Origin of the sequence: Gluconobacter sp. P5B12 (assembly GCF_018812035.1) — a bacterium.
Taxonomy (GTDB): domain Bacteria; phylum Pseudomonadota; class Alphaproteobacteria; order Acetobacterales; family Acetobacteraceae; genus Gluconobacter.
In genome coordinates this window covers 121575-135411 of record NZ_JACRVV010000008.1, presented here as the reverse complement: position 1 = coordinate 135411, position 13837 = coordinate 121575, and the positions used below count along the sequence as shown (strand labels likewise).

Annotated in this window: 15 protein-coding genes and 1 tRNA gene; 11 read left to right on the top strand and 5 right to left on the bottom strand. The window is 53.3% G+C overall.

Annotated elements, in window-relative coordinates:
- Window positions 1-110 precede the first annotated feature (110 nt).
- Window positions 111-187, top strand: a tRNA-Met gene (locus tag KP702_RS13460).
- 1162 nt (window positions 188-1349) lie between these two features.
- Window positions 1350-1838 (top strand): bacterioferritin, encoded by a 489-nt coding sequence (bfr, locus tag KP702_RS13455; RefSeq protein WP_202208028.1) that lies wholly within the window; start codon window positions 1350-1352, stop codon window positions 1836-1838.
- A 49-nt stretch (window positions 1839-1887) separates the two neighbouring features.
- Here the strand turns inward: bfr and KP702_RS13450 are convergent, their stop codons facing one another.
- Both KP702_RS13450 and KP702_RS13445 read right to left on the bottom strand, forming a co-directional pair.
- The gene (locus KP702_RS13450; protein WP_202208117.1) at window positions 1888-2118 is read right to left on the bottom strand and encodes a bacterioferritin-associated ferredoxin; all 231 of its coding nucleotides are present in this window, start codon (window positions 2116-2118) and stop codon (window positions 1888-1890) included.
- An 88-nt stretch (window positions 2119-2206) separates the two neighbouring features.
- Window positions 2207-2680 (bottom strand): Lrp/AsnC family transcriptional regulator, encoded by a 474-nt coding sequence (locus KP702_RS13445; RefSeq protein ID WP_202208029.1) that lies wholly within the window; start codon window positions 2678-2680, stop codon window positions 2207-2209.
- A 111-nt stretch (window positions 2681-2791) separates the two neighbouring features.
- Here KP702_RS13445 and alr point away from each other — a divergent pair, with 111 nt between their 5' ends.
- The 5 genes from alr (at window position 2792) to KP702_RS13420 (ending at window position 7141) form a co-directional block, all read left to right on the top strand.
- A complete protein-coding gene (gene alr, locus KP702_RS13440; RefSeq protein ID WP_202208030.1) occupies window positions 2792-3916 on the top strand; it encodes an alanine racemase in 1125 nt (374 codons plus the stop codon).
- A gap of 126 nt (window positions 3917-4042) precedes the next feature.
- Complete coding sequence (locus KP702_RS13435; RefSeq protein ID WP_202208031.1) at window positions 4043-4489, top strand: Rrf2 family transcriptional regulator; 447 nt, start codon at window positions 4043-4045, stop codon at window positions 4487-4489.
- Window positions 4490-4726: 237 nt separating this feature from the next.
- Window positions 4727-5044 (top strand): DUF2849 domain-containing protein, encoded by a 318-nt coding sequence (locus KP702_RS13430; protein ID WP_202208032.1) that lies wholly within the window; start codon window positions 4727-4729, stop codon window positions 5042-5044.
- Entirely contained in the window at window positions 5041-6714 is a 1674-nt protein-coding gene (locus KP702_RS13425) for a nitrite/sulfite reductase (RefSeq protein ID WP_202208033.1), read from the top strand. The genes KP702_RS13430 and KP702_RS13425 overlap by 4 nt, the downstream gene beginning before the upstream one ends.
- Entirely contained in the window at window positions 6701-7141 is a 441-nt protein-coding gene (locus KP702_RS13420) for a DUF934 domain-containing protein (RefSeq protein WP_202208034.1), read from the top strand. The genes KP702_RS13425 and KP702_RS13420 overlap by 14 nt, the downstream gene beginning before the upstream one ends.
- Here KP702_RS13420 and KP702_RS13415 read toward each other — a convergent pair.
- Window positions 7138-8187, bottom strand: a complete 1050-nt coding sequence (locus tag KP702_RS13415; RefSeq protein WP_215769163.1) for a CorA family divalent cation transporter — start codon at window positions 8185-8187, stop codon at window positions 7138-7140. The two genes, KP702_RS13420 and KP702_RS13415, sit on opposite strands and share 4 nt — an antisense overlap.
- Before the next feature lie 178 nt (window positions 8188-8365).
- On the opposite strand from KP702_RS13415, the gene trpB reads away from it, so the two are divergent.
- Together trpB and trpA are read left to right on the top strand one after the other, a co-directional pair.
- Window positions 8366-9592, top strand: a complete 1227-nt coding sequence (trpB, locus tag KP702_RS13410; RefSeq protein ID WP_202208035.1) for a tryptophan synthase subunit beta — start codon at window positions 8366-8368, stop codon at window positions 9590-9592.
- The gene (gene trpA / locus KP702_RS13405; protein WP_202208036.1) at window positions 9589-10401 is read left to right on the top strand and encodes a tryptophan synthase subunit alpha; all 813 of its coding nucleotides are present in this window, start codon (window positions 9589-9591) and stop codon (window positions 10399-10401) included. Before trpB ends, trpA begins: the two co-directional genes overlap by 4 nt.
- 72 nt (window positions 10402-10473) lie before the next feature.
- Here the strand turns inward: trpA and KP702_RS13400 are convergent, their stop codons facing one another.
- The gene (locus KP702_RS13400) at window positions 10474-11037 is read right to left on the bottom strand and encodes an HdeD family acid-resistance protein (protein ID WP_202208037.1); all 564 of its coding nucleotides are present in this window, start codon (window positions 11035-11037) and stop codon (window positions 10474-10476) included.
- Between the two features lie 272 nt (window positions 11038-11309).
- On the opposite strand from KP702_RS13400, the gene accD reads away from it, so the two are divergent.
- Both accD and KP702_RS13390 read left to right on the top strand, forming a co-directional pair.
- On the top strand, window positions 11310-12179 hold the full coding sequence (gene accD / locus KP702_RS13395) for an acetyl-CoA carboxylase, carboxyltransferase subunit beta (RefSeq protein ID WP_086633071.1): 870 nt from the start codon (window positions 11310-11312) through the stop codon (window positions 12177-12179).
- Complete coding sequence (locus KP702_RS13390) at window positions 12179-13501, top strand: folylpolyglutamate synthase/dihydrofolate synthase family protein (RefSeq protein ID WP_202208038.1); 1323 nt, start codon at window positions 12179-12181, stop codon at window positions 13499-13501. The genes accD and KP702_RS13390 overlap by 1 nt, the downstream gene beginning before the upstream one ends.
- Here KP702_RS13390 and KP702_RS13385 read toward each other — a convergent pair.
- Window positions 13477-13791 carry a hypothetical protein gene (locus KP702_RS13385; RefSeq protein WP_202208039.1) on the bottom strand — a complete coding sequence of 105 codons (315 nt, stop codon included), beginning with the start codon at window positions 13789-13791 and terminating at the stop codon, window positions 13477-13479. The genes KP702_RS13390 and KP702_RS13385 overlap by 25 nt on opposite strands.
- Window positions 13792-13837: the final 46 nt, after the last annotated feature.

The window sequence follows — 13837 nt, the reverse complement described above, 5'->3', positions numbered from 1 at the left end:
AATCCCTCAGCGCCTATGATACTGCACCTCAAGGTGCGGAAAAGTCGGTCGCCGCCAGGTCCCCTAGCCCACTCACAAAAACTCCCACACACCAACATCACATACACCACCGCGGGGTGGAGCAGCCCGGTAGCTCGTCAGGCTCATAACCTGAAGGCCGCAGGTTCAAATCCTGCCCCCGCAACCACACCAATACAGTTCCAAAACCCCCGCTCTCTCACCGAGACAGCGGGGGTTTTCGTGTTGCGGCCCATACCACACGCCTATCAAATTCCCCATCATTTCAATGACTTGGCACCCGTAGATTCAAATCGGAATCGCTAAACTCGCAACTAATGGCTCTTGAGGGGAAGGCCTTAATGCAGCGACAAGCGTGTCAAATGTAGGATGTTGCGGTGGGCAGTACATAAAGCCCTCGTTTAGCGGCACTAAAAGGTATGCTAAAAGGCCACAATCATACTTCATCCGTTTCGAAGATGACTAGAGAGTCCAGCTTTTTGGTCTGGCGCTTGCGTCACTTTGTATCCACTATTTAGATTGATCCCGAACTCTGAGCTCAGCGCTGAAAGCAGTGTATGAGATCACTTTTATTTCGATACTTCCTGTTGCTCACGCGAAAATATTATATCAGCATAAGAAATTCGTGTGGGATATCGTAAGAGTTTAATCATCAACCTATATGTCCTTTCCAACGTAGTAGATGCGACTAGTCGGCGTCATGATCGCTAGATTTGTTGAAGGAAACGGAAAATCTGAGCCAGGCTCTATAATGGAAAATGAAGGATGGAACGATCTATATCGGTTAGTGGACAAACAGATGGATCGCTGTGGGGATCCACGCCAAGATGCGAGTTGTCGTTCTGCGTCGCATCACGCTGTTGATCTCAATAGTCCGCGCTGACAGGAGGCGCTAAACGATATGATGGCGGACTGGGTTTGATGTTGACTTCTTCGATCCGACTTTAGAGGAAAAAAGGTTAGCCTTTCTATTACAGGTCGGAGATAAAGTAGGAATCCATCAAACATGCCAAGCGTTTTCACATTCCAATCGGCTGTTGGAAGATTTGATAGTCTTTTACCATATACAGGTAGATGTTCGATTATCTGTTTTTTGCGATTGGCGCCTTCTTTAGGGTTAATTATGTTTGTGAAAAATCTATGTTTTATTAATACTTGAAATTATAATTTCTAAATTAGGTTTCTATGGAAATTTTGAAGATATTTTTTAAGTAAAAATTCCAAATGAGAATGTATATTAATTTTATCAAGTATATAACTTAATTATTTTTTGTTATTTACTTGATTGTGGTGTATGAACGGATGATCAAGATAACGAAGAGGATCTTCCTGTGGCGATTAAAGACCCTAAAATCATCGAGCATCTGAACACGCAGTTGACCAACGAGTTAACGGCCATCAACCAGTATTTCTTGCATGCACGGACGTTGCGTCATTGGGGCGTGACGCTGCTGGGTAAAAAAGAATACGAAGAATCCATTGAAGAAATGCGTCATGCTGACTGGCTAATCGAGCGCATTCTCTTCTTGGGCGGGTTGCCTAATGTTCAGCGCCTAAATCAAATTTTGATTGGACAGAGCGTTGAAGAGATTCTGGAATGCGATTTAAAGCTTGAGAAAAAAGCTCTCGAAGATCTACGTGAAGGCATCGCGTATTGTGAGAGCGTACGGGATTATGTTTCTCGTGATCTTCTTCTTAAGATTCTCGTGAATGAAGAAGAGCATGAAGACTTTATTGATCGTCAGTTCGATCTGATTAAGCAGGTTGGAATTGAGCGGTACATTCAGACCAATTCCGCAGCAGCTCCTGATCAAGACTAAATGCTTCGAAAATGCTCGGTAATCCCGGGCATTTTTTTAGTTCTCTAAATTAACAGTATGCGGTTTGTGTCGGTGGCTGTGCGATTTTCGTATTGGCTAGACCGAGATTTCGTCGCTCCTGAATGGCCTGTTTCAAAAGGCAGACCATTCCTGGAACGCAGTTTCCACACTGAGCACGGCACTTCTTGGCGGTGTAAATTTCAGAAGGTCGGGAGGCTCCAGCATCAATGGCCGACTCGACGTCTTTGTGGGAAAGTGCGTTACATGAACAGATGATCATGAGCTGCTCGTAGCGTCCTATCATGAGGCAATAATTTCCCATACGTTAAATGAGATTAGTTCGCAAATGCATTTCGATTAAAATTTGCTTATTTTGTCTGGCTAATGTTTTGAGTGCTCCAACGCTGCACAACGGGCCTGATGGCAAAATTGCTGTGAATACGGATCACACCCGGGAGGCGAGAGAGTTCCTCTTTGTGGATTCGTTCGTAGTCTGCCAGGTCTCGGGCTGCCACATGTAGAAGATAGTCTGCTTCACCAGTCATCAGGTAGCACTCACGAATGTCGGCGCATTCCTTAATGCGTGCTTCAAAGCGTCTTAGAGCTTCGTCCGTCAGGCGCTCCAAGGTGATCTGTACAATGACTGTTGTCAGGTTATGTACGGACCGATCGTCGATGACGGCATGGTAACCTCGGATGATGCCTTTCTCTTCAAGCATTTTGACACGTCGCAGGCATGCTGAGGGTGAAAGACCAACGCGTTCCGCGAGGTCTGCATTGCTCATACGGCCGTCATGTTGCAGAAGGCGAAGAATGGATTCGGTAGTGCGATCGAAGATCATGTCACAATTTTCCGTCTTCCTTGGTTATATGCTGCATATATAACCTTTGAGACTGAAGAATATGCTGAATTTATGCAGGAAATTTCATTTCGATTTGCGATAGGGTGACGTATGACGATCTTATCAGCTCCCCACCTTTGGCCTGCCTCACGGGCGGGTGCCACTCTTGTGGTCGATCTCAAGGCTATCGCCAGAAACTATCGCTTTTTGAGGGATAAGGTGGGAACGGCAGTTTGTGCTGCTGTTGTGAAAGCGGACGCCTATGGGCTGGGTGCTGAGCAAGTCGCGCCTGTTCTCGAACGGGAAGGCGCAAAAGAGTTTTTTGTCGCCCATGTTGATGAGGGAATTGCTCTGCGTCAGATCGTCTCATCAGAGACTCGGATTACGGTTCTGCATGGGCCGCGGCCGGGAGCGGCGGCTGAGTGTGTCTATTTCGGGCTCCGGCCGGTTCTGAACAGTCTTGAACAGATAGATCTCTGGAAGCGCGAGGCTGCGCGTGAAGGGGCCGTTCTGGAGGCCGTTATCCAGGTTGATAGTGGTATGTCCCGTTTCGGTCTTTCCTGGGGGGACGTTCAGAGGCTCTCCGAGGACAAAAGTCTTCTAGGGGGTATCCGTCTTGGACTGGTGATGAGTCATCTGGCTTGTGCCGACGATCCATTCAGCGAGGCGAACCAAATGCAGCGCCAAAGATTTCGAGACATGGCTGCATTAATGCCTGCGGCTCCTTTAAGTCTCTCGGCTTCCTCGGGAATATTCCTTGGTACGGATTACCATATGGAGTTGGTCCGGCCTGGTGCGGCTCTTTATGGAATCGCTCCTAATACTGAAGCGCCTAATCCTCTGCAGCAGGTTGTTTCTCTTCGCGCACGTGTCCTTCAGTTACGTGATGTGGGAGTGGGCGATGCTGTTGGGTATGGTTTGACCTACCGCCCTAGTGAACCACGCCGTATTGCGACTGTGGCTGTGGGATATGCTGATGGGTTTTCCCGGCATAATAGCGGTACGGGTTGTGCGTGGTTGGGAGATATTGCGTTGCCCATCGTCGGGCGCATCTCCATGGATTCTTTGGCGCTGGATGTGTCTGCTGTTCCGGAGTCTCAGCTACATGCGGATATGTACGTGGATCTGATTGGGCCACGCAGAAGCGTTGATGATGTGGCCGCATCTGCGGGAACTATCGGATATGAAATTTTGACCTCTCTAGGTGGGCGATATTATCGCGAATATGTGGAGTAGAGTCATCCGATTGAGGATGTAATCCCGTTTCAATGATTGACAGGGCTGTTTGAAAGACCCAAATACACGAATGAGCATCGCAAGTTGTTCAAGTGCCCTTTCTTTTGCGTTGAATTCGGAAAATTCATGTATCTCCGCCGCGATCGTGCCCTGACAGCTGTTTCAATCATGTTGGATGTTGCTTTTCACGCGGGGCGTTCCGGTGTGGTGAGTGGCGCGGATATTGCCAAGCGGGGTAATATGCTGCGTCGCGGGATTGAGCCTGTTCTTCAGGCTCTTTCAAGAGAAAAGCTTCTGGATAGTGTGCGAGGCCCCAAAGGCGGTTATCGGTTGGGCCGTCCGCCGCGGACGATTACCGTGCATGAAATTGTTCAGGCCGTTACAGAAGAGCATACCCCGGATGGTGAAGCCGCCAATCCGTTGATAGAAAAGGTTCTTGAACCTTTTTGGGCGTCAATGAATGTTGAACTAGCCAAAAAGATGGATGCTGTGACCTTGGAAGGGTTGCTGCGTCAGGCCGAGGAAGCGGGAATGCAGAGACCTAATCGGGCTCCGATATCATTCTCGATATAACTATAATAATTAGTTATAAAAAATTATCACTAAATTTTGTTTATTGAGGTTGGATAATTCACCATAATGGATCATTATTTGATTCGTTATGGTGAATTTTTCGTTGCTACGGTCAGTCCTTTTTCATTCGCAGCATCACGTTGGGAAGATCTTCGGAGCTTCTTTCGAGGTCATGCAAGGGGAAACCTGCGAGTTGATGGTTTATCCTATGTCAGTTTCGTTCCTGCGGAGGGCATCATGAAACGACCAGTTCGTGTTGGAGCGGGTGAGAAACTTGTTCTGACGGCTAATCGCCTTCTGGACGGAAGAATCGTCTGGCGCGGCCATGATGGACATTGGACGGCCAAAGTTGCTGCGGCGGAAAAACTGGATGCTGACGCTGTGAACGATGTTCTTGAGAGTGCTCAGGCGCGTGCTCAGCACGATGGCGTCGTAGGTGTTTATGAAGTGGCTGTACGCGATGTTGATCCTCCAGAACCTGTGACGGTGCGTGAGCGAATTCGGGCGCATGGTCCGACTGTACATCCGGAATTTTCAGTGGAGGCCGGGCAATGAACGCTCCAGTTGGCCATTATCAGTACGACCAGATTGACCGCGATTTTCTGGCCGCGCGCATCGACGAATTTTCCGAGCAGGTGACGCGTCGTATCGATGGAAGTTTGAGTGAAGACGAGTTCAAGCCGCTGCGGCTGATGAATGGTCTGTATCTTCAGCTTCACGCTTACATGTTGCGGGTCGCTATTCCTTACGGAACGATCGACAGTCAGCAGATGCGGATATTCGCGCATATCGCGCGTCGGTACGATCGTGATTATGGGCACTTTACCACGCGTCAGAATATTCAGTTTAACTGGATAAAGCTGGAAGAAACTCCGGACATTCTGCGCGATCTGGCGAAGGTGGACATGCATGCCATTCAGACCAGCGGAAACTGCATCCGGAATGTGACGTCTGACGAATTTGCGGGTGCGGCTGCGGATGAAGTCGTGGACCCGCGTGTTCATGCGGAAATTCTGCGCCAGTGGTCTACATTGCATCCCGAATTCACGTTTTTGCCGCGGAAATTCAAGATTGCTATTTCTGGCAGTCCGAATGACCGGGTTGCAGCTCGTTTCCATGATATTGGAATTCTGGCTCGCAGTGGCGCAGACGGGCGTCCTGTTTTCCGGATCTTTGTAGGGGGAGGCTTAGGCCGTACGCCTATTATCGGGCAGGAAATTTTTGATGCGGTACCTGAAGAGCGACTGCTTGCAACGCTCGAAGCGATTGTTCGTGTCTATAATGCGCATGGACGCCGCGATAATATCTACAAGGCACGGATCAAGATCCTGGTTCAGGCTCTGGGCATTGAGGCTTATCGTGAGGCAGTCGAAGCTGAGCTGCAACAGATGGATCTGGAGCATTACCGTCTGACGCCTGAAATGGTAGATGCAATCCGCGCGCGATTTGCTGTGCCGGAACTATCAGCCCCGGATAATGCGTCTCAGGAGCTATCTGCCAGACGTGGGGCCAATCCGGAGTTTGACCTCTGGGTTCGAAGCAATACGCATCCTCATCGTGATGCAGGTCATATTATTGCGGTTGTTTCTCTGAAGCCTGCCGGGGGAATTCCGGGAGATGCGACGTCTGCCCAGATGGACCGTTTGGCCGACTTGGCTGACGAATATTCCTTTGGCGAACTGCGGATTACGCATCTTCAGAACATTGTTCTGGGGCATGTTCGACAGGATCGACTGTATGATCTGTGGCAGGCCCTGAAAGAGGTGGATCTGGCATCGGCCAACATTGGTCTGATCGGTGACATCGTGGCGTGCCCTGGACTGGATTACTGCGCACTGGCAAACGCGCGTTCCATTCCGATTGCCCAGAAGCTGGGCGCGCGGTTTGGGGATGCCTCTTTGCAGGCGGAAATCGGCGCGCTGCGGATCAATATTTCGGGTTGCATCAATGCATGCGGCCATCACCATGCAGGTCATATTGGCTTGCTTGGTGTGGACAAGCGTGGGGAAGAGTTCTTCCAGATTACTCTGGGCGGCCGGGCAGAGAACGGCGCATCTATTGGAACGATCTTGGGTCCGGCGCTTCCGGAAGACGATACGGTTGATGCGATTGCCCGATTGGTGGATTGCTACCTTGGTGTAAGGCAGAAAGGGGAGACGTTCCTCGATACGTTAGATCGACTCGGGGACGTTCCTTTCAAGGAGGCGGCTTATGAAACTGTTTGAGCTGAATGAGCGTCCTGCCAAGTTTCATGAGGTGTTGGTAACGCTTTCAGAGTTGGCCGAGAACACAGACGCACGCGCTGTTCTTCTGGATATTGCTGATGATGCGACGGCCCTGAAACCGTATCTCAATCGACTTGAGCTGGTTGTTTTGCGCTTTCCGATCTTCCGTGATGGGCGTGTGTTTACGCAGGCTCGGGAGTTGCGGGAGTACCTCCGCTTTTCCGGAGAAATTCGTGCGGAAGGGCATGTCCTTCCAGATCAGGCGGCCTTCCTCAAGCGGTGTGGCGTAGACAACGTCGTTTTGCCGGAAGGAAGTGATGTGGAACTGTGGGAAAAACAGCTCCATCGTTTCCCGGTGGCATATCAGCGCTCTGTTCTGCCTTTCCGCCCCGTTGAGGGTGGTTTGCGGGTTGAAGAAGACTCTTAACGGGTTCCGAACCATCCACGGCGCCAGAACCAGAAGAGCGGCAGGATGGTGGATAAAACCATCAAGGTAAGGCCGTAAGGGTAGCCATATTTCCAGGTAAGCTCCGGCATGTCCTTGAAGTTCATGCCGTAGATACCTGCGATGAGCGTTGGCATGATCCCGATTGAGCTGGCGACGGTGAGGACTTTCATGCCGTCGTTCTGCTCGATGCTGATGAAGCCCAACGTCGCATCCAGAAGGAATTGGACCTTGCTGACGATCTGGGCATCGAAGTCGCTCAGGGAAGCAATGTCGCGGCCTGCGACTTTGAGACGTGATTTGAATGTGTCAGCCGGCGTTGGTGATTTCCCAGCAGTATCTCTGGCGGGAAGGGGAGACGTGCCCTGATCCTTGGCCTTTTGCAGGCTTTGGCTGATGTAATCTTCCAGATAGATACGAACACGGTCGATGCCGAGGAGACTGTCCCGGACTGTTGAGGCTAGGTCTCCAGCATATCCGAGGCGGCGCAGGGTTTCGCGAAGCATGGCGCCCACGCGTGCGCGATCGCGCGGTTGCTCGGCGTTGAAGACGCGGCGGGAAATGGTGTCGAGAGTGCGCCCCAGGCCTTCGAGGATATCAGCCAGACGGTTGATAATCTCTTCGAGCAGTTCAACCAGCAGTTCCGTTGAAGACGGCGAGACCTTGCCTGCCGGGTATTCGGCCAGCTTTCGCCCTACGAGATCAAATGCGAAATAGTCCGTATAGCGGACTGTGATGATTCTCTTTTCCGTCAGGATGAAACCGACGGGTTTGGAGAACGAGACGTCATCCGCACGGCGTACAAGGGGGGTCGAGAGGTAGAGGCAGTTATCCCGTTCATAATGGCGGGATGAGCTTTCGATCTCTTCCAGTTCTTCCAGTTTGGGAATGTGAACCCCAAGGAGTGTCTCGGCTTTTGTGATTTCATCATGTGTTGGATTGATGAGGTCAATCCAGTTCGTGGCATTGATATCGACGTCCGGGCCGATCTCGCGGGCCGGTGTGCCGGCGGGCCGGGCGAGAAGCATCAGAGAAAGATCCTTGGTCGGAGGCAGGAGGTGTTCTGACTCATGTCTTGAGGATGCGCTCTGTGCAAGGGGGCTGCCGAGAATTCGGTAAGGGTGGTTTCTTAAAAATGGTGTGGATGGACGTTCCCGTCTGGCCTTGGTATCGCTGGTTAGCCCTTTAAGCGGAACAGAGCCCGGTATGACGACCCCATCATCTTCCCTGCCTAATTCCTTGCGCTCCGGTCCGGACGAGCGTGGCCGGTTTGGCGTCTTCGGTGGACGCTTTGTTGCGGAAACGTTGATGCCTCTGGTTCTTGAACTGGAGGAGGCGTATCGCGCGACGCAGGCTGACCCGGCGTTTCGTGAGGAGCTGGACTACTATTACCGGGACTATGTTGGCCGCCCGAGCCCGTTATGGTTTGCGAAGCGCCTGACGGAAGAGTTGGGTGGTGCAAAGGTTTATCTCAAGCGTGAGGAGCTGAACCACACAGGTTCGCACAAGCTCAACAATGTCATGGGGCAGATCCTGCTCGCCCGACGGATGGGCAAGACACGGATTGTGGCTGAGACGGGTGCTGGTCAGCATGGTGTGGCTACGGCCACGGTTTGTGCGCTCTTTGGGTTGAAATGCGTCATCTACATGGGCGCAACGGATGTTGAGCGCCAGAAGCCCAACGTCTTCCGCATGCATCTGCTTGGGGCTGAGGTGAAGCCGGTGACGGCTGGGGCCGGGACACTCAAGGATGCCATGAATGAAGCCATGCGCGACTGGGTTGCGAACGTGGCGGATACATATTTTCTGGTGGGCACGGTTGCTGGGCCGCATCCTTATCCTGAGATGGTTCGTGATTTCCAGTCCATCATTGGTACGGAAGTAAAGGAGCAGATTGTCCGGGCTGAGGGGCGCCTGCCGGATGTGATTGTTGCGGCCATTGGTGGCGGCTCCAATGCGATGGGGATTTTCCATCCGTTCCTTGATGATGCGGATGTGCGTCTGATTGGTGTGGAGGCTGCTGGGCTTGGACTGGATTCTGGCAAGACGGCGGCGTCCATCTCGCGTGGGCGCTCGGGAGTGCTCCATGGCAACCGGACGTATCTGCTTCAGGACAAGCATGGTCAGATCGAAGAGGCGCATTCGATCAGTGCGGGGCTGGATTATCCGGGGATTGGGCCTGAGCATTCCTGGCTGAATGATATTGGCCGTGCCGAGTATGTTGGTGTGACGGATCAGGAAGCGTTGGATGCGTTCCAGCTTCTGACGCGGACGGAAGGTATTATTCCGGCGCTCGAATGCGCGCATGGACTGGCGCATGTGATGAAGATTGCTCCAGAGATGCCGAAGGACAAGATCATCGTACTGAACGTCTCCGGCCGTGGAGACAAGGATATCTTCACTGTGGCGAGCCATCTGGGAGTGAACCTGTGAGCCGTATCAAAGCCCGTTTTGAAGCCCTCAAGAAGGAGGGACGGGGCGCTCTGATTCCGTATCTTCAGGCGTTTGATCCGGATTATGAGACCTCACTGGAACTGCTGAAGGCGATGCCGGCTGCGGGGGCAGATCTGATCGAGATTGGCGTGCCGTTCTCCGATCCTTCAGCGGACGGTCCGACGATTCAGGCTGCGGCACTGAGGGGGCTGAAGGCTGGGGCGACGTTGGGTGGCGTTCTGGAGATGGTTCGGTCTTTCCGGGAGACCGATGCTGAGACGCCGATTATTCTGATGGGATATCTGAACCCGATTGATAGCTACGGGCCAGCGGAATTCTGCTTTGATGCGGTTCAGGCGGGTGTGGATGGTATCATTGTGGTGGATATGCCGACGGAAGAGGCGGATCTTCTGGATGCTCACGCACGGGCGGCCGGGCTGGATATCATTTCTCTCGTGGCGCCGACAACGTCCCGGACTCGTCTGTTTCATGTGCTGAAAGATGCGTCTGGCTTCGTGTATTATGTGAGCATCACGGGGATCACGGGGACGGGCAGTGCGAGCCAGGCGCAGCTTGAGGAAGCTCTTCCGAAAATTCGGGAAGCAACCGATCTTCCGGTTGCGATCGGGTTTGGGATTTCGACGCCTGAGCAGGCGCGGGCGGCGTCCCGGATTGGGGATGCGGCTGTTGTAGCGTCTGCTTTGATCAAGACGATGGCGGGGACATTGTCTGAGGGTAAAGCGACGGAAAAGACGGTTCCATCCGTATTGAAGCAGCTTATTGAGTTGTCTGCCGCTGTTCGGGGTTGAAACCTGTTTCAGGTGGTGATTTGGGAGCGCATCAGGGGACTCTCTGATGCGCTTTTTTTATTTGCAGTCTGCTCAAGTGCGATTGCGCAGTGACATGCCAAAAAGAATGGCAGATGCCCCAGCCATCAGAAGCTCGATGGCAATCAGGGTTCCGATTAGCCACAGGCCTGACCAAGGCAGTGTCATGTAGAGAAGGATGCCGATCAGGAGCGTGAAGACGCCACTGACGGCGAGGAGGCCCCAGCCACCTGTTGTGCGGTGCCCGGCGGCCCAGAAGGCACGGCTAAGGCCTGCGAAGATCAGGCAGCCTGCAAGGATAGCCGTAATAAAGACTGATCCGGTTGCGGGCTCTTCGATGAGGAGAAGGCCGCCAAGAATGTAAAGTCCGCCGATCAGGCCGGAAAGCCACTGGTTGGGCAGGGGGAGCCCGCGATGCGCGAAGCTCTGCATGATTTGGGCGATTCCACCGATGATGAGCAGAACGCCCAGAAGGACCATGCTGGCCAGAGTTGTGGCGATTGCATCAAAGGCTGCCAGAAGCCCCAGGACGACCAGAAAGGCTCCTACGCCGATGAACCATCCGGGTTTCAGGCCTGACTGAGGGGAGAGCTGCACGGTATTGAAACTGTCGGACATTGGGGTTTCTCCGGACGGGAACAATAGCCCGTCTGTTCACTGATTTTGCCTGATTAAACCGCGAGAACGCTCAGTGGTTGCAGGTGATCGCGGTGCATGTTCCTTAAGGGAGATGGTGCCATATTTTTGCGAGGCTGGGCACAGTTCTGTATGGCAAGGCTGGCATAAATGTGCTGGCAACGCTAAAACGCGGCGATTATGAATGGCCTGTACAAGAGCCTTTTCCCATTCTGGCCTTCGTCCCGAAGGCAGGCAGAAAGTAACGAGACGACATGAGCTGGCTGACCGATTACGTCCGACCAAAGCTGCGTGGCCTGCTTCAGCGGGACGTGCCGGATAATCTTTGGACAAATTGCGATTCCTGCGGGCAGATGATGCTCGTCAAGGAAATGGAGCGTTCCCAGAAGGTATGTCCGCATTGTGGGCATCATATGCGTGCGACGGCAAAGGAGCGTCTGGCCTGGACGTTTGATGGTGGCGAATATACGACCATCGAACTGCCGAAGATGCCGGTTGATCCGCTGGGATTCAAGGATTCCAAGCGTTACACCGATCGTCTGAAGGACGCGCGGAACAAGTCTCATCTTGATGAGGGGCTTGTGGTCGCACATGGCCGGATTCAGGGGCAGAAGGCTGTGGTGGCCGTCATGGCGCCTGAGTTCCTGTTGGGAACGATGGGAGCAGGTCTGGGTGAGGCTTTTGTGGCGGCCTGTCGTCTGGCTGTTCTTCAGAAGGCTCCGCTGGTGATTTACACGGCTTCCGGCGGTGCGCGTATGCAGGAAGGCGCTGTCAGCCTCATGCAGATGCCGCGTACGACGATTGGCGTGCAGATGCTTCAGGAAGCTGGTCTGCCCTATATCGTGGTCTTTACGAACCCGACGACCGGGGGCGTGTCAGCGTCTTTCGCAATGCTGGGTGATATTCACATTGCTGAGCCGAATGCGCTCATTGCTTTTGCTGGTCCTCGTGTGATTCAGGACACTGTGCGCGAGAAACTGCCGGAAGGTTTCCAGAGGTCCGAGTACCTGCGTGAGCACGGGATGGTTGATATTGTTGCGAAGCGCTCCGAGCTGCCTGAGCTTCTGGGACGTGTTCTTGGTATGCTGACTCGCCAAAAGGCGGCTCCGGACGTCGCTGCCTGATGGGTGCCCAGAAGGGGGAGCCGGTCCGTCTGGCTGGTGAATATCAGGGACGGCCGGGCGAGGTTCTTGCCCGGTTGCACCAGTTATATCCCAAGCTGATTGATCTTTCACTTGGGCGGCTGGAAGTTCTTCTGGCTAAGTTGGGTCATCCCGAACTGCACTTGCCACCAGTCATTCATGTTGCTGGCACGAACGGTAAGGGGAGCACATGCGCCAATCTGCGGGCGATTGCCGAGGCAGCAGGTCTCCGTGTGCATGTGATGACCAGCCCGCATCTTGTGAGCATTACTGAGCGGTTTCGTCTGGCAGGGAAGCTGGTTGACGAAGATACGCTGGTGGATGCTTTTGAAGAGGTTGAGCGCGTTAATGCAGGTGCGCCCATTACCGTCTTCGAGGTTTTGACGGCCGCAGGTTTTCTTCTTTTCTCCCGCATCCCTGCTGACCTTGTCATTCTTGAAGTGGGTCTCGGTGGACGGCTGGATGCCACAAATGTGGTTCCTAAGCCTGCTGCGTGTGCCATCACGACGATCAGTCTGGACCATCAGGCATTTCTGGGAGAAACGCTGGAGGCCATTGCTGGTGAAAAAGCGGGTATCATTAAGTCTGGTGTGCCCGTCGTTGTCTCTCCGCAGGCTCCAGAAGCGTTGAATGCCATTCGGTCGCATGCGGAGGCATTGAAGGCGCCTCTGTGGAGCCTGGGACAGAATGTGCACGTTCGGGTGGATGGTTTAAAGCTGCATTATTCTGACCCGCAAGGTAGCCTTGAATTGCCCTTGCCGGGTTTGAAGGGGCCGCATCAGGCGACAAATGCAGCTCTTGCGATTGCGGCTTTGCGGGTGTCTGGGTTGAATATCGCGTTGAGTGCGTATGAGGGTATTGCCAGAACTGACTGGCCTGCCCGGTTACAGCGATTGCATGGAACGCTTGCTGCTATGCTGCCAGATGGGTGGGAGCTTTATCTGGACGGTGGCCATAACCCTGGTGCAGGTGAGGTGCTGGGGGAAGTGCTTGATGGTTGGAAGGATCGACCTGTTCACATCATAGCCGGGGTCAAGCAGAGCAAGGACGTGAGTGGATTTCTCAAGCCCCTCTTGGCGCGGGCAGCAAGTGTTCAGGCTGTGGCGGAAGTTGACCAGCATCTTGCCACGCCTGTGGAGGAGCTTGTTGCTGCGTCCGGGGGAATCGCAATCGCTGGGCCGACGATTGTCAAAGCTTTGGAGCGTTTGGCTGAAAGTGGGCAAGAGCCCGCACGCGTGCTGATTTGCGGTAGTCTTTATCTTGCGGGCGTTGCTCTTGCTCAGGATGGCTGGGTTTCCGTCTGAGCGAAGTTTTGTCGGACCAGATCATCCCATTCCTGCATAATGGTCTGGTCCGGCATCCTCGCATCCGCTCTGGAATACCAGTAGCGGGCGTTGGCCAGATCTCCTTCCTGTCGGTGAAGAAGGGCGTGAATACGGTCGTTTGGTCGTATGCCTTCGGCTGATTGCACCAGTTCGTGTGCTTTGGCCCAATTCTGTTTTCCAATCCACCAAAGGGCTGTTTGAGGAAGAGACAGGCCGGTGGGCGGATTGGCGTTCTTAAGGCTGTCGTAGAACTGCTCTTTTGAGATCATGTCCTGCGTCCTGATGTAGCGATTGAGAGGCTGACAGGACTGAAAA